This is a genomic window from Leisingera sp. ANG-M1 (assembly GCF_000813745.1).
Lineage (GTDB): Bacteria > Pseudomonadota > Alphaproteobacteria > Rhodobacterales > Rhodobacteraceae > Leisingera.
Genome location: NZ_JWLC01000017.1, coordinates 1 through 25,115 on the forward strand (window position 1 = coordinate 1; position 25,115 = coordinate 25,115).

Sequence of the window (25,115 nt, forward strand, 5' to 3'; positions counted from 1 at the left end):
GGGAAATCCCAGGCCGAAAGCTGCGCTCCGCGCCGCAGGCCGAATAAAGCGTCGCGGGATGGAGCAGCCAGGTAGCTCGTCAGGCTCATAACCTGAAGGTCGCAGGTTCAAATCCTGCTCCCGCAACCAGCTCTACTTGTGAAGTAGAACACGACGACAAAGCCCCTTTGGGGGCTTCTTCGATTCAGGCTGATCCAAAGCCATGATCCCGGCCAATTCCCCAACAAGTTTAAGCTGATGACCGCCCGGCGCGTCAGCGTCAGGAACCATCCGCACCTCCGAAATCAGCGCCCGCAGCGATGCTGTCGCCTCCCGCTTCACCTCCGGCGCATTCAGGGACCCGGCCAGGTCCCCGATCAGCTCCCGGTACCGGGACGACAGGCTCGGGTGGCTGTTCATTAAAACATAGATCTTACCGGAATGTGCCCGGTCGCAGCATCGACACCCCAAAAGCAGACGATTCCGGTCTTTGATGCGCCGGACGATTTTGAAGCCTTTTGCGCTGGCGGCGGCGAGCCAGTGGGGATGAGCCGTTTACGGGAATTGTTCGCTGGTTGAGTGGGGCATCGCAGCCCCTGCATAAGCAGGAATGAGCAGCGCTCAGGCTATCTCCTGCCCGCACTGGATTCCATCGTTCTGACGGGACAAAGGCCCATCCTGCTCTAATAGTCGAACCGGACCACACTAGTGGGACTGATCAAGCACACTTCGGCATGTTGTCGACGGGTTGCTTGAAAAAGCAACCAGCATCGCAGAAGTTCTCTGCTAACCAAGGTCACATTCGAAAGGCGCCCAAAGGCGGATTTTCACTTATTTTTAAGGTGACAGGTAGAAAAGGCTTTTGATGCGCGCAGCCTGGGTATTTTTATCGCTTGCTTTCTTGCTCTTTGGTGGAAAAGTTCAAGCGCAAAGCATTATTCCGCTTGAGGAAAAGGGCGGGTTGCATGCCGCCTATGTTGTTCCCGTAGAGGACTTCGATCGCGTAGACGTGCAGCTGATCGTTCTTTCAGGAGCGTATGATGATCCGGAACCATCTGGCACGGCTCATTTGACAGAACATCTAGCTGCTTTGTCCTCAGATGCTGCCGTGCTTAGAAAACCCCGAGTGCGCGATTTGAATGCTACAACCTACGACGTATCTACTGTCTACACTAATTCCGGCGTGCCTTCTGACATTGAAACCCTATTGCGGCTGTCCCGGGCAATTCTTGACACGCCGAGTTTGCCAGAAGGTTTTGCGGAAAGTGAAATTGACATCGTTCAGCGTGAAACACTGTTTCGCGAAAGACGCTCTCCACGTCGCTGGTTAAAGCGGATTGCTCTTCAAAATCTGTATGGAACTCTGCGTGGCCGTGCCAATAATGCGATTGAGGACTTGCCTGGATTGAATCTCGAAAAGGCTTATCAGTTTCACAAAGAGCACTATGTCCCCTCAAATGCCACTCTAATCGTGTCAGGAAAGATTGACCCGGACAAGGCCGCAAAACTAGTTGCCCGCTTCTTCGGCGACACAAAATCCTCCTCGGTTCCTCGAAAACCTTGGTTGGATGAGAAACCAGCCCGTTCACTTAGGTCCGTCGAACGCGTTGAATCGAACAGGCTGGCCCTTGATACAGTGCAGTTTGCTAAATTCGTGGACTTTGAAGAAAAGCTTACCAGCATCGATATGCAGGGGGCTTTCTTTATCGCAACTGAAATTTTGACCAGCAGGCTGCATAATGCCCTGTATTTCGAGGATCAAAGGTTTCTCGGAGCTAAAATGGGCTGGAGCTTTACAAAAAATGCTGATCTTGAACTTACACTGGATGTTCAGCTGATGCCGGGGTTCAGCTTGGATGCGGCGCACACCAGGCTGAAGAAGGTTTTGGCTGACTTGCTGATTGAACCCATCAGCAACAACGAGATCAATCAGGCCCGCCAGAAGCAGATGGTAAGCGCACAAGATGCGACGCGCCGATCCTCGGAATTTCTTTGGTTCCTGCAAAATGTGGCAGCAGATGGCTTCCCACCTGTCAGCCCTTCAGTATTCTCTGACATGATACGCGACACGTCGGATCAGGAGGTAATTGAGTTTGCGGCAACGGTTGTGAAGCCATCTGCAACGTCAGTCATTTTGGCAAAAAAAGCAGACTAAAATGCAAGCATTCAAAGGCAGGTTTCTCACCGCTCTTCTCTTGGTTTTCGGTTTGCTCGGGGCGCAGGCATCCCGGGCGGAACTCGTCGCAACGGCTGAAGATACCAAAGTTGTCTACCTGACTCCTCTTCGCAACGGTCTCTCGTCGATAACACTTGTCTGGCCAATTGACCGCCTGGCACAGGATCGCGTCACTGCATTGAAGGCGGGTCTTTCGAGTGTGGTGTCAGGTGGAACATCCAGCCGCTCTCCTTATAAAATCCATGAATTCCTGGGGTTGAAGGGGATCAGGCAAAACGTCAGTTCAAGTGGCCGAAACTTGATGCTGACCGTCACAGCTCCGGACGAAGTCTTCCCGGAGACACTTGTACATCTCGAAAATCTTTTGCTGGAGCCTGAGTACTCAAGTGGCTGGTACGCCAGGGAGGTTCAAAGAATTACCCCCGGGCTGTCTGTTAGAACAAGAGAGCCGGAAAATGTCTTGAGTGAAGTCGCCGAGTTTATCGAGTTTGAACCAGATGATGCCCGCAATGACGAGAGCGGCGATGAGTTTCGGTTTGGCCGGCCCAGTCAGGTCATCCTGAGATCAGGAAATCAAGAAGCAGAGCGCCGTGCTGGTAAACTCATTAAAAAACTCCCTAGTGCCGAAGCGGAGTGGAAGTTCTCCTTTGCAAAATGGGCAGAGGCACTGACTGGAGCAGAAAAGCGGCCTTTTGCACTGCCACCGGGCACGATTTACTATGAGGACCCTGAAACAACTGAAATGCTTATCCAACTCGTCAAAGCCGAGGAGTTTGAAAATGAACGGGATCAGATAGGAGCTAACCTTCTTCTGAACTACATAGGCGCCGGCCAGGATTCAGAAATGTTTCGGATAATTCGTCAGGAAATGCGTGCGTCTTACGACCCGGGCTCTGACTTCATTGTCATGGAAAAGAACAGGGCAATTATTTCGCTGAGCGCAACTGTTGAAGCGGTTAGGTGGCCTGAGATCTATGAAGAAATCAGGGATATTTATGAAAATGCGCGCTCTGGAAACATTGAAAGCGAAAGGCTGGCCCTCAAGCATGAGATATTGAACAGAAGGTATGTCCACAACTTTTTTACTGCTCCCGCTTGGGGCGCACTACAATATCTTCACGAGTATCCCGATGGTGTTCGTGGCGACGTGAGGCTTCCGGTGTTCGAGGCCCTCGAAACGGCCTCTCTCACTGAGGTGATTACAAACTCGGATGCGCATTTGCCGCCATTGGAGGATTTTCTCCTCGTTCTAATAGGAGGGGGCATGGCGCCGACGGAAGCATTGAAGTCAAAAGGCTACTGCGCGCTGCCTGAGAATACACCTCTTAGTTTCTGCCTTGATATGCTTTCGAATGGCGAAAATTAAAAGGTGCAATAGACTTCACTGTGATGGCAGCAGCAACCGGCGGCGCTGCGTTTCAGAGTTGAGATTGGAAACTGTCCTGCATCGAACTTCTGATGCCGCCATCCGCGACACAGGCAATCCTAAGGTAGGCCGGTCCTGCATCCTCATGTTTTCTGTGCGGTTTGCCTCGGCAGCCTCTCTTTGCAAGCCGCCGGAACGGTTTTCCTGAAAAATCAAGGCGGCCACGTAGCTGGCCCGTAGGAACCAGGCGGCCGCACAGTGTTCTGCTCTGTCGCCCGCTCTCGCCGGAAGCATCGTTCGGATGGAACAAAGGCCGGCGAAGCGCGAACAAGCCATTCCGCTTGGGCCGGGCTGGTGGTCAGTCCGGATGACGAACAAAGATCGGCTCAGAAGCTCCGGGAACCCTTCAGAGGGAACCGTCCTGGGGACGCGAAGGAGCCTATAAAGACTTTCAAAACAAATTTCCGTCAAAACCTGCTGTGAAGGAGGGGGGCATGCAAAATGTGCTTCTGATTCTTGCAGCTGCAGCCGCCGTGCTTTGCTCGCCGGTGCTGATGCTGATTGCCCAGCCGCCGCCGCAAGCGGGCGAGGTAGCGCTGGTCATTGCGTCTCCCTGGGGGAAGAGCGCAGCCGAGGTCGCGGCACAAGCCGGGGTGCAGGAAATTGCTCCGGAACGTGCCCCGATGGGCGCTTTGGTGCTGCTGGAAACTCCGCACAGCCTCGACCGGCTTTACCGGCAGGGCGCGTGGATTGTTGTCGATGGAAGAAAGGTTTTGGAACTATGCGCAAACTGACGGCTTCCGGGCCGCAAACTGACACCGCAGCAACTGAACGGCGGGTCCAGCAGATTTCCAGCTGGCTGCTGATGCCGCTGCCCGCCCTTGCGGCCTTTTACCTGAACGGTTCAGATGCCTGGTGGCTTTTTGCAGGGCTGAGCCTGCTGCTGGGCGCGCTGGCATTTGTCTCCCAGAAGCTGCCGGAGGCGGCCCGGGACTATCTTCTGAGCTTCTGTTTCATCGGCCATTGCATCCTGTTCACAGCCTCGCTCAGCGGCCATGCTTGGCAGCTTGATGCGCATATGATGTTCTTTGCTGCCCTTGCGATCGTGTCGACGCTGGCCAATCCGCGGGCACTGGTCTTTGCAACGGTGCTGGTGGCCTTGCATCATATCTCTTTTAGCCTCCTGCTGCCGGGCCTTGTGTATCCGGGCGGTGGTTTGATGGAGAATTTGCAACGGACAATCCTGCATGCCTCGGTCGTGCTGCTGGAAACGGGAGTTTTGCTGATCAGCCTGCACAAGAGTCTGGCGGCAGATGCCGCGCTCAAGCTGCAGCAGCAGGCTGCAAGAGATCAGACGGATGCGGCGGAGCGGGCCGAGGCCCAGGCGACGCAAAGCAGGAAAGACGCCGAACGTGTGGTTGGCGTTGTTGGCGAGCATTTGCGCGAACTGGCTGACGGGCGGCTTGATTGCCGGATCGAGGAGACCTTCCCGCCGGAATATGCGCAGCTGCAAGACAGCTTCAACTCCACGGTGGATACGCTCAAGGGAACCATTGACCAGGTTCTGGCCGCGACCGGCAGCATCAACAATGGTGCCACCGAAATCAGCCGGGCTTCTGATGAGCTGTCCAACAGGACTGAGAGCCAGGCAGCAACATTGGAGCAGACCGCGGCGGCTCTGGAGGAGCTGACAGCATCTGTGAAGTCGGCGGCCGATGGGGCAAAGAGCGTGGAAAACACGATGGACGAGGCCCGGCTTGAGGCTGAAAACAGCGGCGAAATCGTGAAGGATGCGGTGTCTGCGATGGGGGCGATCGAGGAGTCGTCGTCGCAGATTGCGCGGATTATCAGCGTGATTGATGACATCGCCTTCCAGACAAACCTCCTGGCCCTGAATGCAGGCGTCGAAGCGGCGCGCGCCGGAGAGGCGGGCAAAGGCTTTGCCGTGGTTGCTTCGGAAGTCCGGGCGCTTGCGCAGCGTTCGGCGGACGCGGCCACCGAGATCAAAACCCTGATCGGCGAAAGCTCTCAGCATGTCGGCCATGGCGTGGATCTGGTTGGCAAGGCCGGCGAAGCGATCGAAAAGATCGTGGAGCGGGTGAACCATATCTCGGGGCTTGTTTCCAACATCGCCGAGGGGGCCGCCGAGCAGTCGACCGGGTTGAGCGAAATCAATATGGGGGTGAGCCAGCTTGATCAAGTCACCCAGCAAAACGCCGCCATGGTGGAAGAGGCAACTGCTGCCGGGCACATGCTGCACTCGGATTCGCAAAAGCTGACGGAGCTGATGGCACAGTTCGAGACCGCAGCGCCGTTGCAGGCCTTGACCTCGGCTGCTGCCTGAAACCGGGGCGCGCCGTTGGAACCAGCCGCCGCCGGGTGTGTGCCCGGCGGCTGATTGCCGTCAGGCGCCAAGGCCGGGTCGAAGGCCGATTTTCCTTAATCTTTCATTTTTTCCAAAAGATTGACCCCGCCGCTGAGGCGGGGTTTTGCTGCGTTCCGGGCGGTGGCGGCAGCGGGACAGGCATCTGGGGTGGTATTGAAACCCCGAGTTTTCAGGTGAGCGGATTGTTTGCTACAGTTTCCCGCAATGGTGTTTTTGAATTCGTTGCTTAATTTTCTGGTTGTGCTTCGCCCCGAGCGGACAATTGCAAAGCAGCCGATTGCGCGGCCCGCTGAACACCCCGGTATTTTTCTGTAACCGTGCTGGCGGGCCTGTCCCGGCTGCGCTGGCATTTTGTTTGGAGTTCAACGATGGCGCGCATGGCACCGGCCCGGGCAAAGAAGCTTCAGTCCCTGCTGAATGAGAAGGTGAATCCGAAACCGCCGCTTGAAGTCGACGGCATTATCGGACCCAAGACACAGGCTGCTTTGAAGGCGTTGCAGAAGAAGGCCGGGCTGAAGGCCACTGGCGAGGTCGACAGCGAAACCGCTGCGGTTATTGCCCGGGCCGAGAAAACCGGCGCTGTGGAAAAGGAACAGCCCACCCGTTTTTTCAAGCAGAACGGCAAGTGGGTCGGGCTGACCGAGCGCGAGTATCAGGCGCAGCTCAAGAAGATTGTCATGGAGCTGGAGCGCGGGCCGCTGCGGGAAATGCGCATGGCGGTGTCTTCGCTGGAGTCGCTTTGGGATTACTTCTACGATCTGAACAGCGAACAATGGTTTGTCAGCTTCTGCATCGAGACCACCAGCGGTGCCGAGATGCCAAAGCGGTCCGAGGTGGCCAAAGCCCGCAAAGCGTTTGAACAGTGCCAGGCGGCGGTGAAGAGCAAGAACCTGGCAAAGTTCCAGGCGATCTACCCAAAATGCGAAAAGAGGGTGAACGGCACACTGGATGCGATGCGGGCCTACCGGGCGAAAATGATCGGCGGTGGTGAAAACTGGGTGACCGGATTGAAATTCACCAAGACCGCTTCTTTCACCTTTGTGGCGGTGATGGCAGCCCCCGTTGCCGCGTCAAGCCTCGGTACCGGGGTGGTTGCCTCGGCTGTGATCGGCGGCGGCGGGGTGGCGATGGTTGAAAGCTCTGCCACTGAGGTTGGAAAATGGGGGGCAGGCGCCAAGGACTGGAGTGTCGGCGGCGCCATCTCTAACGTGCTGATCGACACCGGGGCCGGTGCCATTCTGGGGCTGATTGCCAAGGGCGGCGGCGGCGGCAAGCATATGGTCGAGGCACTGGCGGCCAAGCTGCTGCCGCGCCTGGCGGCCCAAGCCGGGTTCAAGCTTCTGTCCAAGACCGCGCTCAAGAAGGCGGTGATGTTTCTGATCACCGAAGGCGGCAAGAAGGCCCTGGAAGGGGCGGTCAAAGATGTGGCCAAGGCTTTCAAGGGCGACAAGAAGATGACCATGGACAAGTTCTTCGACAATGTGGCCAACAATTTCCTGGCCGGCATTGCCTTGGGGCCGCTGGGCAAGGTGATCGAAGGGTTTGCCAAGAAAGCCGCCGACCATCTGAGTCCTAAGGACAAGCAGCGGATTTGGGATTTGGCACTGAAAGAGCTGTCCAAACAGTCGAAAGGCCAGACGTTCCACATCAGCCAGATCGACAAGCGCACCCGGGAGCTAATGGAAAAGGCGATCAATGACCAGCTGGCCAAGCAGCTCGATAACGTGCTGGAGGTTGTCTATAGCAGCTGGAAAGGGCCGATGTCGCCGCAGGCGTTCCAGAAAAAAGTCTCGGAGCTCATTTCGATGGGCAAACCGGCGCAGGCTGCCGCAGCGGCTGCGGCCAAGGCTGGCAAGAAAACCTTGAAGGCAGCCTAGGCGCATCAGCTTACGCAGGATTGGCGCCTGTCCACCCGGTCAGGCCGCCCGGACGGCGGCCGTGTTGCCACTCGTCTTCATCATGGTTTTGCCGGGGGCAATTCTTCGTGGGGTTCATTTGGCTGCAGGGCGCTACTGGCGGTTTGGCCTTTGCTAGCTGCCCGCGCTGTGCAGCAGCAGAGGCCGTTAGCTGCTCCCTTTCTGCCTGACGGCAAAAGGTGCTGTATTGCTTAAAACCAGTAAGTTTGACTTATCTTTTGCGGTATACAAGTGAATTCAATTGAATGAATCCGGGCGCCTCATTAGCCGTACACATATACAGTTCGCATCCACGCAAAGGGGCAGGCCAATGACGGGTTGGCACGAAAATTTCAATGCAGTTCTTGGGGTTAGCGGCGATGACTGCCCTGTTATCGGTTGCGGTGTCATCCGCCGGCGGCTGGAACAGAACGGCATCCGGGTGACCAGCTTGGAGGGCGCGGCCAGTAAGGAAAAGCTTGTTTCCGTGGCAAAGCAAAATGGAGCGGACGCGATCCTGATTTCCTCGAACTACGGGTTCGGGGAGCCAATGTGCCGCGGTCTGCGGGCGCTGTGCGATGAAAACGGCCTGAAGGGGATCACGCTTTACGCCGGTGGCAATCTGATGGCTGCAAGCGCGCAGTTTCCTGATGTGGAGCAACGGTTCCGGGCAATGGGATATGACCGGGTGTTTCCGCCTCTGGTGTCCCTGGCTCTGGTGGCGGAACAGCTGAAAGAAGACATCCGCCGCAAACGGCGCTTTCTGAAGGGGCGCATCGCGGGTCCGGCGCGTCTGCCGGAGCGGGCAAGCCCGGCCGGCCTCAGCCAGGCCTTTGCCCATATGTATGGCTGAGCCTAAAGCGCGAAGGGCGTGCCGGCAAAAAAGCGTTTCATGAACCCGGGCCCCTTGCGGCGCACGAATTCGCGAAACTGCAACGAGGCCTGGCCCAGCCGTATGCCTCTGGGGTGCAGGATGTACCATTCGCGGTTTTCCGGCATCCCCTCCGCCTCCAGGACGCACAGCTTGCCCGCTGCGTGCTCAAGGGCGATCGTATGGGCAGACAGAAAGGCAAGCCCCAGGTCCGCCATCACGGCCTGTTTGATGTTGGCGTTGCTGTCCATCTCCTGCGCCTTTGGCAGGTCCAGGCCTGCGCTGCTGAAAAAGTGGTCATGCACCATGCGGGTGCCGGAACCGGTTTCCCGCGCAAGAAACCGGTGCGGCACCAAGTCCATTCTGGAGATCCTGGTTGAGCGCGCCAGCGGGTGATCAGGGTGGCTGACCAGAACATAGGGGTGCTTGGCAAAGGCAAAGGCGTCCACTTCGAACCGTTTGGGCGTCCGGCCCATGATGGCCAGGTCTGCCTCGCGGCTCTCCAGCATGTCCAATACGCCTTTGCGGTTGGCGATTTGCATCTCAACCCTGACGTCGGGACAGGCGGATTGGAAATCACGCAGCAACTGCGGGCCGAAGTGGCGCGAGGTTGACACCATTGCCACCCGGACGCAGTTGTCCCGCTGCTGCTGCTTGGCACTGATCTCCTCCACCGCCTCGTCCAGCGTGGCCTGGATGCGCTGGGCAAAAGGCAGCAGCTGATGCGCTGCTTCGGTGGGCTGGACGCTGCGGCCCTGCTTCTCAAACAGCTTCACCCCGAGCGAGTCGCCCAGCTTGCTCATCTGCATCGATACCGCCGGCGGAGACATTCCGAGATGCTCTGCTGCCTGCACAAAGCTCTGATGCTCCAGCGCAGACAGGAAGATCTGCAGCTGCCGGATGGTGATTGCTGAAGCGGGCTCTGTCATTCGGCTGGTGTTTCCGTTCCGTCCGGGTCCTGCAGCGGCGTCAAATATGCGTGGTCATCCGGTAGCCCGGTGCAAAGTACAGCTTGGCCAGAGTGACCGGCGCGCCGCGCAGCCAGGTGATCCGTTCCGCGGTAAACACAGGATCTCCGGCCGGTGCGTCCAAGAATTCGGCAATGGCCTGGTCGGCCTTAGTGGCCATGAAGCTGATCTCGAGATTTGTGAACGGCACTTTCTGCACCAGCCAGTCATTGGGACCGGACTGCGTGAAATCGGCCTCCAGCACCTCCGGAATGCTTTCCGGGATGATCCAGCGCACCTCGTACTGAAAGGGCGCATTGTCGGCGTAATGCATACATCTGATATGCAGCACCTGCCGGCCCTGGGTCAGCTCAAGCCGTGCTGCCAGCCAGTCCGGCGCCGCCAGCAGGGTCTGCTCAACCAGCGAATACCGGTAGCTTGCACCGGTTTCGGCAATCTCGTCCCGGACCAGCGGGATCGAGAACTGGGCTTTGCGGACCGGTGCGTTCAGCACTCTGGTGCCGGCCTTCCGCTTGCGTTCAAGATAGCCTTCCTCGGCCAGTTCCCGCAGCGCCCGGTTCACGGTGGTGCGGGTGCTTGAAAACTCTTCCGCGAGCTCGGTCTCGCTCGGCAGCAGGCTGTCCGGCGCCCAGATCCGGTTTTGGATGCGGTCAACAACCACCTGCTTGATATCCCGGTAGCTCATGTTTTCGCGCGCCGCTGCCATTCTGCCTCTCAGGGTCATTAAAAAATTTTATTGGGTATAAAAATACACATAACGGGCAGCCAGGGAAGCACATATGAAGCAAAGGTCAAAGCGTCGACCGTGGATCCCTGCCAATCGGGCCGAACGGGTGTGATTTATTCAGTTAAGTGTAGACATAAATGTTTACGAGCATTACTGGACATTTATGAACAGTTCCGCTCTTCCAACCGGCCTGTACTGCCGCCCTCCGCCTTTCTGTTTGCATCAGGAGCTCCAGAATGAAGATTGATCCCGCATCGGCGCAATTTTCGACGCAGCCGGTTCTGCTCGACCAGCCGCTCAGCCCGGAGCAGGTCGTTGCGGTTGCCCGCGGCGCGAGACTTCAGTTGTCGGACGCTGTGGAGCAGCGGATCCGCTATGCCCGCCGGATTGTCGAAGGCCTGGTGGCAGGAGAGGTGCGCGGCTATGGGATTAACACCGGTGTTGGCGCCCTGTGTGATGTGATCATCAGCCCTGAGGATCAATCGGCGTTGTCCCGCAACATCCTGTTCAGCCATGCCTGCGGCGTCGGCGAGCCTCTTGAAGCCGAAGGGGTGCGGGCGATCATGGCGACGCAGATCAACAACTTTGCGCTGGGCAAGTCCGGGATCTCCTGGCAGGCGGTTGAGACCATGCTGGCCTTGCTGAACGGCGGGGTGACACCGGTGGTGCCGTCGCGCGGCTCGGTGGGCTACCTCACTCACACCGCGGCAATCGGGTTGGTGCTGATCGGTGCGGGTGAAGCGCTGCTGGACGGTGTGCGGGTCTCCGGTGCCGAAGCGCTGAGGCGGCTTGACCGCAAGCCGCTGGTGCTGGGGGCCAAGGAAGGCCTGAGCCTGGTGAACGGCACGGTTTGCGGCACCGGGCTGGCCTCGCTGGCGCTGGCGCGGCTGCGCGATCTGGTGGAGTGGGGGGATGCCGCCGGGGCCTTTAGCTATGAGGTGCTGGCGCGGCAGGAAATGACCTTTCATGGCAGCAGCCAGATGTTCCGGGACACTTCCGGCGTGCGGGGCACCGCCGAAAACATGCAGCGCTGGCTGGACGGTATGAATGCGCCCGACGCCGGAAGCTTCAGCACCCAGGACCCGCTTAGCCTGCGCGCCATTCCGCAGGTTCACGGCGCCATCCGCGATGAACTGGACCAGATCGGCGACGTTCTGACGCAGGAGCTGCGCTATGTCTCTGACAACCCCGCGGTTGCAGGCTCGCCGGAACGCCCGGAGGTTTACAGCCAGGCCAATGCGGTTGGGGCGTCGGTGGCCTTTGCCAGCGACCGGCTGGCAATCATTGCAGCGCAGCTGGGCGCTATTGCCGAGCGCCGGGTCGACCGGCTGGTCAACCCGCTGGTCAGCGGCCTGCCTGCTTTTCTGGGCGCCGAGGCCGGGCGCGGCTCGGGTTTCATGATCGCGCAGTACACTGCTGCGGGCTTAAAGGGGGAAAACCGGATGCTCGCCGTTCCAGCCTCGCTGGCCGGCGGCATCACCTCGGCGCTGCAGGAAGATATGCTGACCCACGCCACGCCAGCAGCGGAAAAATCCCTGCGAATTATCCGCAACACCAGGATGATCCTCGCCATCGAACTGCTGTGCGGCGCCCAGGCGCGGGACCTATCCGCCAAGCCCTGCGGGTCGCACCGCCTGCGCCAGGTCTATGACGCCGTCCGCGCCAGGGTTCCGCTTTATGCGGACGACCGTCCTCTGAGCCAGGATATGGAGCAGATCAGCGCAATGCTGGCGGCGCAGCGGCCGCCAGACTGTTGAGGTTTCGGAGCAGGCGCTTGTTGCGCATCCAGGCCCGGGCTGGCGGCGGCACTGCAACCAGCCACCAGTTCAGCGACACGGCGGCCCCGTCCAGAAGGTCAGCCCGAACACTTCCGCCTCTGCGGAAATCGCAAGGCCAAAGGCGCGGGTTCGCTCGCATTCAAGGTGTGCCGGTCAAACGGATTGCCCGATCCGTCGGGCATTTCTACCTGGTGGCCTTCCTCCGGGTGAAGAACAGGTTTGCGCCGGTGTTCAATGCGCCGCCCAGGAAAGTGGTAGAAACGTCTTCGTTGATTTCATAGGCCGCTGTGGCTGCTCGGGCGGGAGGCAGTATCTGCACGGTCGGCCGGAACGCCTGTTTGATGCAGCCATCTGGTTGCGAAGTGCTACGGCCCGCTTGCTCTGAAAGCGGGCCATTCGCCGCAAGACCGGTTTCTGTTGCCTATCGTTTTGAGAAAGTGATGGGCAAATTCACCGTGATCTGGGCGGACTGCAGCTTTTTGGGCGCCGCCGGGAACGTCCCGGCCCGGGCAATTGCTTTCAAAGCCGCCTGATCAAAGGTGGCGTTTCCGGAGGACTTTGCAATCCGGCTGCGTATGAGCTGACCGGCCCGCGAAACGGTGATACGGACGACAACCGTGCCTTTCCCGGTCGCGCCGGAGGGATACTTTTTGCGGCGCTCAACCCGGGCACGGATCTTGGCTCCCCAGACATTTCGAAGCTTTGTCTGGCGGCCTGAGTTGGCAGTGGCCTCGGATGCGCTGCCTGCCTGGCCCGCGCTGGACCCGCCGCCAGACCCGGCAGCCCGCTGTTCCCCTTGCCCTGGCGACGTCTGCGCCGCCTTTGGGGTTTCCAGCTGCGGCGCCGGCTCCGGTCTGGCCTGCGGTTCAGGTGTCGGTTCCGGCTCTGGTTTTGAGGCCGGCGCGGGCTCCGGTTCCGGAGGCGCGGGCGGGGCTGCATCCACGTTCAGTACATCGGTCTCTTCAGGCTTGGAGAGAGCGATTTGCACCGCAGTCCGCGGAGCCTGGACCAGTTCGATCTCCGGCAGGAGCGGAGAGGCCGTCCCGGACAGGAGCTTGGCCGGTTCCGCTTCAATCTGCGTCGGCATGTGCCGGGGACGCTCCCAGGCTTCAACCATCTCGGCCACAGTTGTGTTTGATGCTTGAATCGACACCAAGGCCTCGCCGCCGGAACCGCTGGATTGCACGCCGGACTCGGGCGCCCGCACAAACAATGCGATATGGATCAGGGCCGCGAGGCCCGCAAACACGGTGAGTTCAGCAGCACGTTTCATGGCTGGCGCACCACCAATTCGGCATGCGACAGCCCGGCTGCCGCCAGCTGGCGCAGGATGCCTGCCAGTGTTTTGGCCTCCAGCCCGGCATCGGCGCGCAACCGCACCGGTGCGCCCGCTTTGCCGGCGGCCGCCAGCTTGGCGATGGCGGCTTTGCCCTCGGCACCTTCGAAATGCATCCTGCCTTTGCCATCAACAAAAAGCACCAGTTCTGCGTCCGGTTCGGCTTCGAAGGCAGCATCCGGCGGTGTCACTTCGAACGGTTCCGGCTGCGACAAGCGGGAGGTCATCAGAAAGAAGATCAACAGCAGAAAAACCACATTGATCATCGGCACGATGGATTCACCGCGCGGGCGGCGGGGCGGATCGGTCAGGTCCATGGCGGCTTCCTCACTCCACCAGCACGAAATTGGTGAACCCGGCCTGCCGCAGCAGCCCGGTCACATCGCTGATGCGCTGCAGGTCGGCACCGTCGCGGCCGCGCAGGATCAGCATGTCGCCAGGCGTTTCCATCAGCGGCGCCAGCGCCTGGGTCAGGTTGCTGTCCGCCACCGGCACACCGTTCACGTCAAGATTGGCGGCACCGATGCCGACAAGGCGCGGCGGGCCGGTATAGCTGCCGCCCTGGCCGGCCAGCGGCAGCTGCAGTACCGCATCGGCGCCGAACCGCGAGGCCAGCATGAAGAACACCAGGAGCAGGAAAACCACATCAATCATGGGTGTGAGGCTGGGTTTCCGCCGGGGTTTTGAAGGCAGGGTGAGGTCCATGCGCCTACTCGGCTGCCAGTTTCAGCTGCTGCGGTTCATTGGCGACAAAGATGCGGGTGGCGCTGTCTTCGATGTCGCGGCGGATGCGGCCGATGACAGCCTCGAACCAGGTCAGCGCGGCAGAAGCGGGGATTGCCACGGCCATGCCGGCAGCGGTTGTCAGCAGGGCTTCCCAGATGCCGCCTGCCAGCAGCGCGGGATCGGCCTTGGAACCGGCCGCCTGCAGGGCCTGGAAAGCGGCGATCATGCCGAGAACAGTGCCAAGCAGCCCCAGCAGCGGCGCAATCGTTGCAATCAGCTCCAGTGCCCCTAGGCCGGAGCCGGCACTGGCAAGATGCAGTTTGGCCACCCGGGCAGTTTCTTCCCGGGCGCGCTCCTCGGGCAGCGATGCGGCGGTGCGGAGCGCAGTTGCAACCACTTTGGAGCGGATGCCGGCACGGCCCTGAACAATGGCCAAAGCAGCGGCGGGATCGCCGCGCTCATAGATGCCGACAGCCCGGCCCGCCTTGCCGCGCGACCAGGCGCCAATCAGGGCAAGCCGCCAGATTTTCCACAGGATCAATGCCATGGTAATCACCGACAAGGCTGCAATGGCCCAGATCGAAGGGCCCCCGTCCTGAAGGAATTTCATAGCCTTGGCAGAGGCATCGCTGGCAGCCTGTACCAGCTCTTCCTGACCTGAAAGCGGAGCCGCAGGTGTTTCCTGAACAGGCAGCGCCTTATCTGCCGGAAGCGTTTGCGGTCTGGAAATTTCAATACCGCTTTCTGGCACCAGCTCTGGGGCGGCGGCACTGGCCCCGGCAGCAGGTGGCGTCTGCTGCAGGGAGGGGACTGGTGCGGCCGGTGTTTCCTGGGCGGTTGCCAGGCCGCAGGTTATCAGCAGTGCGGCAAGCGCCGCAGAAAGTCGAAAGATCATGGGGAGCTCCATGCCGCTGGGGCATTGCAAGGTTGGGGAGCGGAGCGCTGCCGTTGCAGCGCTTGGCCGGGTCTGACTGCGCATGGAAACGTTTGTCTTGACCGGGCACCGGCGTTATTGCCGGAACAAGCCATGGCAGCCCAAGGGGTTGGGGACAGAAATTCTTCTGCTTTTGGGGCAAGGGTAAAATAGGGGTGCCGCCGCTGCACGGGTTCTCTCCAGCCTGCCGCGCTTTCCGCCGGAAAACGCAGGGTTCAAATGCAAGGGCTGGACAGCCGCCGGACAACAGATCCGGAGCGCCTGGCTGGAAACGTTTCTGAAACGTTCAGGAACGCGTAAGAAGCCTTATGGGTTTTGTCAAGAATTCTGTTGCAACTGGAGGCAGCGCGTGATCGCACTGCAAAGGCAGCCCGGCCCGCTGCGGCCTGGTGCTCAAACCGCCGCGGGCGGGAGTAATCCCCGGGCCCAAAACAGGCCCGGGGATCGCATGCAATTGACGCCAGGCTCAGATCAGATCGTCAAAGGCAACCGTTTGGTCGGCAAAAACAAGCAGGTCGATATCCAGCAGCTGATCGCTGCCTTCATAGAAGCCGTCGGCACCGCCGCTGGCGGCGTCCGTCACCGTCAGCCTGGTGACATCCGCGCCGCGGTTGGAGTCATAATAGGTGTAGCTCTCGAAACTGAAGTCCTCGAAGTTGCCATCAAAGACCGCACGGTCTTTCCCAGCATCGCCAGAGCCATTCCATGTGTGCCCGTAAAGCCGGTCGTCTCCGAGCCCGCCATACAGCCAGTCGTTGCCGTCTTCACCATAAAGCCTGTCGTGGCCGTTACCGCCGTACAGGTAGTCCCTGCTGCTGCCGCCGGCCAGCATGTCATCCCCTGACTGGCCAAGCAGCCTGTCGGTGCCGTCGCCGCCATACAGGCTGTCATCGCCGTATCCGCCCTTGAGCAGGTCATCATTGTCCTTGCCGTAGACCTTGTCGTTGCCGCCCAGGGCAATCAGCACGTCAGCACCATCGCTGCCGCGCAGGTCATCGCTGCTTCTGGACCCGAACTGAATATCCGTCTTCCGCACTGTTACGTTACCGAAGGCGGCAAACTCGATTTCCGGTGTCAAATGGGTTGATGCGCCGTCCTTGGTGACAACAATTTCGCCGCTGCTGCGGGTGAACAGGAAAGTGTCCGACCGGCCGCTGAAATAGGCATAGTTGTCCCGTGCATCATCGCCGAACAGCTGCCCTGCGGTCAGAGCCTGATCAAAGACCGCAATATCGCTGATCGTGCCATCGAAATAGCTGTGGATCCGGTCGGTTTCACCTGGGGTGTTGCTCCACCCGGATGCCCCTGCAATCAGCGCTTCACTGTTGCCGGTCCAGTCATAAGACAGCTCTGTGTCATAAGCGATCCGGGCGCCGTCCAGGTAGATTTCGACGCCGCCTGCGCCAAAGCTGAGGCTGAAGTCATACTCCTGGCCCGGCACCACCGCGTTTTTGGCCGTGAAATAATGAGAATTTTCCGCGTCCTGCAGCCGCACGATCAGCTCTCCGGATTCGCTGATATAGACTGAGAGATGGCCGCCATCGCCATTGCCCGACGCATCCTTGGAGATCAGGGTCTGATAGCTGGACAGGCTGTTGGCAGAAAACCGGAAGGCAATTGTGCCGCTGGAAAGTGCCAGGTCGCTGCTGTGGCCAAAGACATAGGCCGACCGCTCCTCCGCTGCAAATTCGTGGTCTCCAGCCGCCGCAAACACTGGCGTTTCCTCGGTTTCCAGGCCCAGGGCCGCCAGGCCGGGCAGGGCGGCATCCGGTACGGTTATGTCACCGGTGTCCTCGGCGGTGTGTTTGGGGGCGAGGGCCTCGTCGAGGTCGGCGATGCTCTTGACGATGCCATAGGCGGGGGCGGCGGTGTGCTCGATGTCGGAGCGCTTCACCAGATCGCCGTAGACGGTGATGGTGCCCAGGCGGTCGTCGTTGTGGGCGCCGCCGTTCTTGCCCTGGTCCGAGTACAGCGCGATCACCGAGTGGTCCATCACCCCGTCGCCGTTGGCATCGCCATAGGTGATCGAGGCGATCTCGGTGGTGTGGCCCTCAATGACAATGCGGTCGCCCTCGGCGCGGCTGAAGTCCTGCACCACGTCATGGCCCAGAATGTCGACCCAGTGGTCGTGGATCTTGTCGTTCTCGCCCGCAACCCCGTGCCAGTTGATGGTGCCGTCATCGCGGGTGTGCTTCTCGATATAGCGCTCCTTGGCGTTGATAAGCGTCTGGAAGTAAAAGATGTCCGCGCCGCTGCCGCCGACCAGAAGATCATCGCCCGGCACCGGCTGATCGGGGTAGAGCTTGCCGTCGGTCAGCTCGTTCTCCGGGTCGCCCTCGTCGCGGTCCGGGTCGTACCAGACGGCGCCCTCGCGGCCGTCGGCGCGGCTGATCAGCAGATCGTTGCCGCCGCCGCCCTTCAGGACGTCCTCGCCGTGGCCGCCGTCCAGCACATCGTCGCCGTAGCTGCCCAGCAGCGTGTCGTTGCCATAGCCGCCCTGCAGCACGTCATCGCCGGCCTTGCCCTTGATCCGGTCGTCGCCGCCGCCGCCGTCGATGCCGTCATCGCCGCTGGTGCCGCTGACGCTGTTGTCGCCGCCGTAGCGGGTGATCATGTTGAGGCTGCGGCCGAGGTGGCCGTGGTGGCTGACGCCATAGTCCTGCAGGATCTCCAGGAAGGTGTCGCTGGCGCCGTGCAGCTGGCCGAAGGCCGGGGCCAGATCCGCCATTGCGGCGGCCGCTTTGGCGTCCTGGGCAAGGCCTGGCAGGGCGTCGTCGGCCAGGGCGATCTGCATGTTTTCGCCAAGCTGGCGGTCGAAGACGCGGACGTCGCCGATGGTGCCCTTGAACAGCGAATGGGCGTCGTCGTCCTGGCTGCTGCGCCAGGCGCGGGAGCCGCCGATCACCAGCGCATGGGTGTTGCCTTCCAGGCCCTGCTTGAAGCCCGGCTCGGCCGCGGCCAATGCGCCGTCGAGCCAGATCATCAGCCCGTCTGGGCCGAAGGACAGCGAGATGTGGTAGGTCTGCCCGGCGGACAACACCAGATCCGGAACTTTCAGATATTCAGTCTCACCGCCGCCGGACTGGGTGGCCACCAGGGTGCCGTCCTTGACCCACAGGGTGAAATCGCCGTCGCCCGCGCCGCTGCCGTCTTTCGACACCAGCGCCACCTCGCCAGGAAGACGGTCCAGCGAAAAGCTCAGCGAGATCGTGCCGGCAGCCGCTGCAAGGGTTTCTGTATGGCCGATATCCAGAAGATCTTCCTGGGCGCCTGTATATTCCCGCGTATTCAGATTCGAAAATACCGGGTCCGGAAAGCTTGTGCCTGCCACGCTTAGGGTCCTCCTTGCTATGGCTTATGTTCTCGGAAAAGTTACTGCTCGATCCCGAGTCTATCGTGGCCAGACTTGGGCAATCCAAACCTTTCCCTGGCGTAAGCAAGATCTTGCGCGTCTCCTGTAAGGAGTTGAAATTACGGTTAATGCCCGGGCGTGTCCGGGCTGCCCGCGGGCTGAATGTGGCCGCAATAGGGCGGAAACCGGGCGCGGCCGGCTGGAATGTGCAGATTTGCGCCCCATGGCGCGCGATCTTGCGGCGAAACAGTGGCGGGGTGATTTGCCCTGCCTGAGTGCAGCCAAAAAGGCCGGTGAAGTGCAACCTTCACCGGCCTGGATCTCAGCGGGTCGGATACGGTGGTATCGTCAGGTTTTGATCGGGGTTTTCGCCAGTGCGCGGTATATCACCCCGCCGAGAACAGCGCCGATCACCCAGCTGTAGCCGGACAGGAAGCCAAGCCATGGAACCCAAACTGTGGCAACCGAGAAGACCGCCGCCAGCCCGAAGGCCTTCACTGCGGCGCCGTTCCAGCCGTTGTCATAGTGGTAGATGCCGCCTTCCATGTTATAGAGGTCGTCCTCGCTCAGCTGTTCTTTGCGCAGCAGGTAGTAGTCCACGATCATGATGCCAAAGACCGGAGCCAGCGTCGCGCCCAGGGTGTTGACAAAGCCGCTGATGCCGAACTGACTGATGAAGCTGTTCCAGAAGCCGCCGATCACCAGGGCAAACAGCGACGTGATCAGTCCGGCCTTGCGGAAGCTGATCTTCTCCGGCGCCAGGCTGGCGATGCCGTTCACCGCGGGGATGAAGTTGGCCACCAGGTTGATGCCGACAGTGGCAGCAAAGAAGGTGATCGCAGCGATGATGCCGAGAAGAACGCTGTCGGTGCGTTCGACGATCTCGGTCGGGTTGATGATCTCCTCGCCAAAGACCACGGCCGCACCGCCGGTGGTCAGCAGCGCCAGCGCCGAAAACAGGATCATGTTGAATGGCAGCCCGGCCAGGTTGCCCAGGACCATGGCTTGCTTGTCCTTGGCATAACGCGAGAAGTCGCTGAAGTTGATCATCACCGCCGCGAAATAGGCGACCATGGTGCCGACAATGGCGACGAAGCCTTTGATCTCAGTCCAGACGGTGCCTTCAGGGTTGGCAAAGATGGTGGCGGTCGCCTCCAGCAACTGCCCGTCCGAACGCTGCCAAAGCACGATGACCAAACCAATCATCACCAGATAGACGAAGGGGCCGGCAATGTTCAGGAAGGTCTCCACCCAGCCCATGCCGCGCCAGAAGATCACGATGTGAAAGCCCCAGACGATCACGAAGGACAGCCAGTCGATGCCGGTAAGGCCGAGGATCTCGGTGCCGCCGCTGAGGCCGGTGACCGAACGGATCAGCAGCGCCAGCGCAGTGGATGCAAAGTAGACCTGCACCCCGTACCAGAACACCGCCACCGTGGCCCGAAGCACTGCCGGCAGCTTGGCGCCTTGGGTGCCGAGGCTGGCACGGGCCAGGACCGGGTAGGGAATGCCGTATTTCTCGCCTGCGGCGCCGGACAGGTTCACCATCCACATCACAAAGAGCCCGGCCGCGATCAGCGCGGCAAAGGCGGTCCAGCCGCCGACGCCGTAGGAAATGAACAGCGACGCCACTAGTGAATAGCCGAACAGCGACTGCACATCATTGGCCCAGATGTTGAAGATGGCGAACCACCCCCAGGTTTTCTCGTCGCTGCCGACGGGGTTCAGCGCATTGCCCTCGGGGTCCATTGTCCCCCCGTGGTGCACGTGCATTTCATCAGTTGCGGTCATGTTTTCCTCCCTAAAGCCCCTTGGATGGCATTTGCGGGGCCTGCTGCGGGCGGGCCGCCAATTCGTGCCGAAATTGAGCTTGCACCTAACATGTTACGAGGTATTCTATAAAATAGACTATAAAGAATTTCAGATAGCACCTTAAGGCAGGTGCGTGAAATGACGGCAGGAGAGCAGGCAATGAGCAAGGCGCAGGATGTTCAGCTTTTGGCGGATCAGGCCCGGGACGCGCTATGGGCCGCCCTTCGAAGCGGGGCGCTGCGGGCCGGGCAGTTCCTGTCGATGCCGCAGCTTGTGACGCTGCTGGATTTTCCGCTGGCCGCGGTGCGCGAAGCGGTGAAGCAGGCCAGTTCCCAGGGGCTTTTGATCACCCTGCCGAAACGCGGAATTCAGGTGATGGAAGCAAGCCCGGACATCATCCGCGACTGTCTCGACTTCCGCATGGTGCTGGATCAGGAAGGCGCGCGGCGCCGGGTTGCCGGCGGCAGCTACGCCGGTCTGGAGGCCTTGAAGGAGCGGCATCTGCAAATGCTGGAGGCCGCCCGCAGCAATGCCGGCAGCGATCTGCCGCCGCAGGCCATTCAGGTCGATCTCTCGCTGCATGATTTCCTGGCGGCGGGATTGGAAAACGCCCAGCTCTCGGCAGCCTATAACGCCAACCGGATGCGTATTGCGATCATTCAGAACGCGCGCCCCTTCCTGCAAGTCCGCATTGTCTCTGCCATGGAAGAGCACTTGGCAGTGATCGAGGCCCTGGAAAGCTGCGATGCGCAAGCCGCGGCAGACGCGATCCGCCACCATTGCGAGCAGACCCTGCGCTGGTGGGGCGTGGCCTGAGGCTGCGCGCGCTTGACACGGCAGCAGCAGGTTTTTTACAAGGCGGTGATGGTTTTCCCCGGGGCCACTTTCGGGGAGATGAAAAGGGAACACGGTGAGGTGTAGCCATCAGGCGCCAATTCCGTGACTGCCCCCGCAACTGTGTGCGGAGAGCAATGCTGCCACACGCCACTGCCCCACAGAAGGGCGGGAAGGCGCAGCAAAGCCTCGACCCGCGAGTCAGGAGACCTGCCATCAGATGTTCAACCAACCCGGGGCGGGGCGTCCTGGAAGGAGGCTTCTATGGCACGTGTTACCTGTGCCCGCATGACTGACAGCTTCTCTCCGCGCGCGCAATTGTGCGAGGCGGATCATGCTGGAATTTCGTGACCACACTCTTCTGATTTGCGCCGCTTGCAAAGGGGCGGCTGAAGCCAGCCGGCTGCGCGCAGCCCTCTCGGACCGCATCCCCGGGCGCTTTGCGCTGCGGGCTGTTGATTGCATGGCCGGTTGCGGCCGGCCGGTGACGGTGGGCTTTCAGGCTGAGGGCAAAGCCCAATACCTCTTTGGCGGCATCCAGTCCCCGGCGGACACCGAAGCACTGGCCCGCTTTGCGCACCAGTACCTGGCAAGCGAAACCGGATGGACCAATGCCAGCGAACGCCCGGCCCAGCTTTTTGACAAGACCCTGGCCCGGCTGCCGCGGATCAAGGCGGAGGCCGCGCCATGACCGCTTCGCAGCCTTTCCTCAGCGTGCGCGGCCTGGAATATTACGCGCTGAACGGCGACGCTCTGGTAAGCGATGTCTCCTTCGATCTGGACAAGGGCGCCGTTCTTGCCATCGCCGGTCCCAACGGAGCAGGCAAGTCAACATTGTTGAACCTCCTGTCCGGGATCGAGCCGCTGGCGCTTGGCGATGTGCTGGTCGGCGGGCAGAGCCTGCGGCAGATGAAGGCCGGGGAACGTGCCCGGATGATCGCCATTGTTAGCCAGCAGTCCGCACCCGACGGGCGGCTGCTCTTGCGCGACTATGTGGCGCTGGGGCAGATGCCGCTGGCCCGGACGCGCCCGGCTGAGCAGGATGCCGCGGCGCTGGCCCGCATTCTTGATCTCACCGGCCTGGCGCATAAGGCCGGCAAGCCAATGGCCCAGCTCTCCGGCGGCGAGCGCCAGCGCGCCCATATTGCCCGCGCTCTGGCGCAGGAGCCTGCCCTTCTGGTGCTGGATGAGCCGACCAACCACCTGGACCCGGACGCAAAGGGGCGGATGCTGTCGCTGGTCGCCTCGCTGGGGGTCACCGTGGTGATGGTGGTGCATGATCTGGTGATGATCCCCGAGTTCGCCACCCATGCGGCGCTGATGAAGGCCACCCGCCTCACCGCCTTTGGGCCGGCTGCCGAGGTGCTGACACCTGAAAGCGTGCAGGACACCTTTGGTGTCAGCTACCTGCGCTTGCCTCATGAAGGGCGGATGATCCCCGCCCTCGATATCCGGAAATCCCAAATTCAATTCTGACTGATGGAGACGTGAAATGAAACTGATCTGGACGGCTGCCGTTGCAGCCAGCCTGGCCACCGGTGCTGCTGCCGGGGTGACGGTCGACAACTGCGGCGCACCGCTGGAATTCGAGACCCAGCCCGAACGCCTCGTGGTGCATGACATCAACATGTCCGAAATGGCCTTTGCCCTGGGCCTGCAGGACAAGATGGTCGGTGTCACCGGCATCACCGGCTGGTATAAGACCAGCCCCGAGTTCGATGCGGCGCGCGGCGATATCCCGGAACTGGCGCCCAAGTATCCGACCATTGAGAACCTGGTGGCGGCCAAGGCCGACCTGTTCTTTGCCGGCTGGTACTACGGCATGAAGCCCGGCGGCGACGTGACCCCGGACACACTGGCGCCTTTCGGCATCAAGACCATGGTGCTGACCGAAAGCTGCGTGCATCTGGACAAAGAGCGCCCCGCCGCAAGCATGGACCTCTTGTTCAATGACGTGCTGCGCCTGGGCCAGGTGATGCATGTCGAGGACAAGGCCGAAGCTCTGGTGGCCGGCTGGCAAGAGCAGCTGGCAGCCATCGAAGCCAAGACCGCGGACCTGCCTAAGCCCCGCGTCTTCATGCTGGACGGCCCGGCGGATGCGCCTTTCACCGCCGGCAAATTCGCCATTCCGGACGCAATGATCGCAGCGGCAGGCGGCGAGAGCGTCACCCACGGTCTCGACACCAGCTGGGGCCGCACCTCCTGGGAAGCGGTTGCCGCCGCCAACCCGGAATTCCTGGTTCTCTTGGACTACCAGAACGGCAACGGCGCCGAGGACACCTTTAAGTTCCTGCAGGAGCACCCGGTGATGGCCCACACTGACGCAGTCAAGAACGCCCGCTGGGTTGGCCTGCGCTATGAAGAGCTGACCCCTGGGCCGGCAAACATTGCTGCGATCGAAAAGATCGCCAAGGCAATGCACCCGGATCTGTTCTGATATGGGCCGTTTCGGCCTGTCGTTGACATTGGGGGCGGCCGTTCTGGCCGCTCTCCTTCTGCTGTCGGTGCTATACGGCACTACCGATGTACCGGTGGGGGAGGTCTTCATCGCGATTGCCTCCGGTCTTGGCTTCAGTGCTGCTGAGCCAGAGCCGATGCACCGGATCATCTTTGATTTGCGCCTGCCGCGGGCGCTGTTTGCGGCGCTGATCGGCGCCGGCCTGGGGCTGGTTGGCGCTGTGCTGCAGACCACCACCCGCAATGATCTGGCCGATCCGTTCCTGTTCGGCCTCTCCTCCGGCGCTGCCGCGGGCGCAGTTCTGGTGATCACCGTCACCGGCGACGTGCTGGGCATCTGGACCTTGCCGCTGGCCGCCTTCTGCGGCGGGCTGGTCGCGTCAGGCATCGTATTGGCGCTGGTTCAGGCTTTGCAGACCAGCGCCCCGGAAAAGCTGATCCTGGCGGGGCTTGCTGTCTCCTTTCTGTTTGCAGCCGTCACCAACTACCTGATCTTTTCCGGCGACAACCGTGCCGCTCATTCGGTGATCTTCTGGATGCTCGGAGGCCTCGGCCTGGCGCGCTGGGAAACCCTGCCGCTGGTTGCTGCAGGCCTGGGCCTGATCCTTGCCTATGCGATTTGGCGCAGCCGCTGGCTGGACGCGCTGCTGGCGGGCGACATCACAGCAGCCAGCCTTGGTGTGCCCGTCAAGTCCCTGCGTTTTCGCATGTTTCTGGCCGCAGCTCTGTCCACGGCTGCCTTTGTTTCGGTTGCCGGTGTCATCGGCTTTGTCGGCCTGATGGTGCCCCATATCGCCCGCGGCCTGGCCGGTCCTTTGCACCGGCGCCTGCTGCCAATGGCGGCGCTGGCCGGCGCCATCCTGCTCACCGGCTCCGACATCCTCTCCCGCCTCCTGCTGGCCCCGCAGGAGCTGCCGGTGGGCATTGTGACAACCTCTGTCGGCTCGGCCTTTGTCTTCCTTCTGCTGCTGGGAACCCGTAAACACGGCCGCTGATTGGCAATCCGGCCCATGAAAATCAGGGCTGGCTTTTCCTGGCAATATAGTTGACATTGTCAATTACCATGACCGAGTCCCGTTTCCGCCTTCACCACTCCCTAGGCTATCAGATCACCATGCTGGCCCGGGTGATCGAACGCCGCTTCGAGCAGCGCATCGCCGAATACGGCCTCACCCGCCCGATGTGGTGCGTGCTGCTGGCGGCGGGCCTGGAAGGGCTTCACACACCGTCGGAAATCGCCGCCTTTATCGGCATCGACCGCACCGCCACCTCCCGCACCCTTCGGCAGATGGAGGAGCGCGGCTTCATCCTGCGCAGCGGCGGCGAAAGAGACGGCCGCTCGATCCGGGTGGAGCTGACCGCCAAGGGCCGGGCCGATTTGGAGGCGGTGCTGCCGATTGCGCAGGAAAACGCCGCCCATTTTGAAGCCAAGCTCACCGGAGCCGAACTGAAGCAGCTGCGCCAGTCCGCCGACAAGCTGCTGCAGGACGAGCCGCGCACCGTCCCGAAACTTTAATC

21 protein-coding genes, 1 tRNA gene and 1 riboswitch are annotated in these 25,115 nt (G+C 61.0%); of the genes, 14 read left to right on the plus strand and 8 right to left on the minus strand.

Features of this window, described 5'->3' with window-relative positions:
• Window positions 1-52 precede the first annotated feature (52 nt).
• The 7 genes from RA19_RS14700 to glmS all read left to right on the plus strand — a co-directional run bounded on the left by RA19_RS14700 (window position 53) and on the right by glmS (window position 8,655).
• Window positions 53-129: transfer RNA gene (locus tag RA19_RS14700), tRNA-Met, on the plus strand.
• Between the two features lie 715 nt (window positions 130-844).
• Window positions 845-2,134, plus strand: a complete 1,290-nt coding sequence (locus RA19_RS14710) for a M16 family metallopeptidase (RefSeq protein WP_039163897.1) — start codon at window positions 845-847, stop codon at window positions 2,132-2,134.
• Between the two features lies 1 nt (window position 2,135).
• Entirely contained in the window at window positions 2,136-3,521 is a 1,386-nt protein-coding gene (locus RA19_RS14715; RefSeq protein ID WP_241479074.1) for an insulinase family protein, read from the plus strand.
• Window positions 3,522-4,015: 494 nt separating this feature from the next.
• The gene (locus RA19_RS14720; RefSeq protein ID WP_039163899.1) at window positions 4,016-4,315 is read left to right on the plus strand and encodes a hypothetical protein; all 300 of its coding nucleotides are present in this window, start codon (window positions 4,016-4,018) and stop codon (window positions 4,313-4,315) included.
• Window positions 4,303-5,865, plus strand: coding sequence for a methyl-accepting chemotaxis protein (locus RA19_RS14725; protein WP_039163900.1), 1,563 nt, complete (start codon window positions 4,303-4,305; stop codon window positions 5,863-5,865). The genes RA19_RS14720 and RA19_RS14725 overlap by 13 nt, the downstream gene beginning before the upstream one ends.
• A 410-nt stretch (window positions 5,866-6,275) precedes the next feature.
• Complete coding sequence (locus RA19_RS14730) at window positions 6,276-7,784, plus strand: peptidoglycan-binding domain-containing protein (RefSeq protein ID WP_039163901.1); 1,509 nt, start codon at window positions 6,276-6,278, stop codon at window positions 7,782-7,784.
• A gap of 349 nt (window positions 7,785-8,133) precedes the next feature.
• On the plus strand, window positions 8,134-8,655 hold the full coding sequence (gene glmS / locus RA19_RS14735; RefSeq protein ID WP_052261807.1) for a methylaspartate mutase subunit S: 522 nt from the start codon (window positions 8,134-8,136) through the stop codon (window positions 8,653-8,655).
• A 2-nt stretch (window positions 8,656-8,657) separates the two neighbouring features.
• Here the strand turns inward: glmS and RA19_RS14740 are convergent, their stop codons facing one another.
• Window positions 8,658-9,602 (minus strand): LysR family transcriptional regulator, encoded by a 945-nt coding sequence (locus tag RA19_RS14740; protein WP_039163902.1) that lies wholly within the window; start codon window positions 9,600-9,602, stop codon window positions 8,658-8,660.
• Window positions 9,603-9,642: 40 nt separating this feature from the next.
• A complete protein-coding gene (locus tag RA19_RS14745) occupies window positions 9,643-10,326 on the minus strand; it encodes a UTRA domain-containing protein (RefSeq protein ID WP_241479075.1) in 684 nt (227 codons plus the stop codon).
• Window positions 10,327-10,604: 278 nt separating this feature from the next.
• Between RA19_RS14745 and RA19_RS14750 the strand changes: the two genes are divergently transcribed.
• Complete coding sequence (locus RA19_RS14750; protein ID WP_052261808.1) at window positions 10,605-12,125, plus strand: HAL/PAL/TAL family ammonia-lyase; 1,521 nt, start codon at window positions 10,605-10,607, stop codon at window positions 12,123-12,125.
• Window positions 12,126-12,567: 442 nt separating this feature from the next.
• Here RA19_RS14750 and RA19_RS14755 read toward each other — a convergent pair whose 3' ends face one another.
• The 6 genes from RA19_RS14755 to RA19_RS14780 form a co-directional block, all read right to left on the minus strand.
• Window positions 12,568-13,419, minus strand: a complete 852-nt coding sequence (locus tag RA19_RS14755) for an energy transducer TonB (RefSeq protein ID WP_039163905.1) — start codon at window positions 13,417-13,419, stop codon at window positions 12,568-12,570.
• Entirely contained in the window at window positions 13,416-13,799 is a 384-nt protein-coding gene (locus RA19_RS14760; RefSeq protein ID WP_039163907.1) for an ExbD/TolR family protein, read from the minus strand. Before RA19_RS14760 ends, RA19_RS14755 begins: the two co-directional genes overlap by 4 nt.
• Window positions 13,800-13,809: 10 nt before the next feature.
• A complete protein-coding gene (locus RA19_RS14765; RefSeq protein ID WP_039163909.1) occupies window positions 13,810-14,187 on the minus strand; it encodes an ExbD/TolR family protein in 378 nt (125 codons plus the stop codon).
• Window positions 14,188-14,191: 4 nt separating this feature from the next.
• Window positions 14,192-14,818, minus strand: coding sequence for a MotA/TolQ/ExbB proton channel family protein (locus tag RA19_RS14770; RefSeq protein ID WP_446720288.1), 627 nt, complete (start codon window positions 14,816-14,818; stop codon window positions 14,192-14,194).
• 790 nt (window positions 14,819-15,608) lie between these two features.
• A complete protein-coding gene (locus RA19_RS14775) occupies window positions 15,609-18,473 on the minus strand; it encodes a LamG-like jellyroll fold domain-containing protein (protein WP_039163913.1) in 2,865 nt (954 codons plus the stop codon).
• A gap of 369 nt (window positions 18,474-18,842) precedes the next feature.
• Window positions 18,843-20,285 (minus strand): NCS1 family nucleobase:cation symporter-1, encoded by a 1,443-nt coding sequence (locus RA19_RS14780; RefSeq protein WP_039163915.1) that lies wholly within the window; start codon window positions 20,283-20,285, stop codon window positions 18,843-18,845.
• 180 nt (window positions 20,286-20,465) lie between these two features.
• On the opposite strand from RA19_RS14780, the gene RA19_RS14785 reads away from it, so the two are divergent.
• The 6 genes from RA19_RS14785 (at window position 20,466) to RA19_RS14810 (ending at window position 25,113) form a co-directional block, all read left to right on the plus strand.
• Window positions 20,466-21,122, plus strand: a complete 657-nt coding sequence (locus RA19_RS14785; protein WP_039163916.1) for a GntR family transcriptional regulator — start codon at window positions 20,466-20,468, stop codon at window positions 21,120-21,122.
• A gap of 32 nt (window positions 21,123-21,154) precedes the next feature.
• Window positions 21,155-21,372, plus strand: a riboswitch (cobalamin riboswitch).
• Window positions 21,373-21,474: 102 nt separating this feature from the next.
• Window positions 21,475-21,831, plus strand: a complete 357-nt coding sequence (locus tag RA19_RS14790; protein WP_039163918.1) for a DUF1636 family protein — start codon at window positions 21,475-21,477, stop codon at window positions 21,829-21,831.
• Window positions 21,828-22,616 (plus strand): ABC transporter ATP-binding protein, encoded by a 789-nt coding sequence (locus RA19_RS14795; RefSeq protein WP_039163924.1) that lies wholly within the window; start codon window positions 21,828-21,830, stop codon window positions 22,614-22,616. Before RA19_RS14790 ends, RA19_RS14795 begins: the two co-directional genes overlap by 4 nt.
• Before the next feature lie 16 nt (window positions 22,617-22,632).
• Window positions 22,633-23,577: an ABC transporter substrate-binding protein gene (locus tag RA19_RS14800; RefSeq protein ID WP_039163927.1), complete on the plus strand. Its 945-nt coding sequence runs from the start codon at window positions 22,633-22,635 to the stop codon at window positions 23,575-23,577.
• Between the two features lies 1 nt (window position 23,578).
• A complete protein-coding gene (locus RA19_RS14805; protein WP_039163930.1) occupies window positions 23,579-24,592 on the plus strand; it encodes a FecCD family ABC transporter permease in 1,014 nt (337 codons plus the stop codon).
• Window positions 24,593-24,660: 68 nt separating this feature from the next.
• The gene (locus RA19_RS14810) at window positions 24,661-25,113 is read left to right on the plus strand and encodes a MarR family winged helix-turn-helix transcriptional regulator (RefSeq protein WP_039163932.1); all 453 of its coding nucleotides are present in this window, start codon (window positions 24,661-24,663) and stop codon (window positions 25,111-25,113) included.
• The last annotated feature ends 2 nt before the right edge of the window (window positions 25,114-25,115 follow it).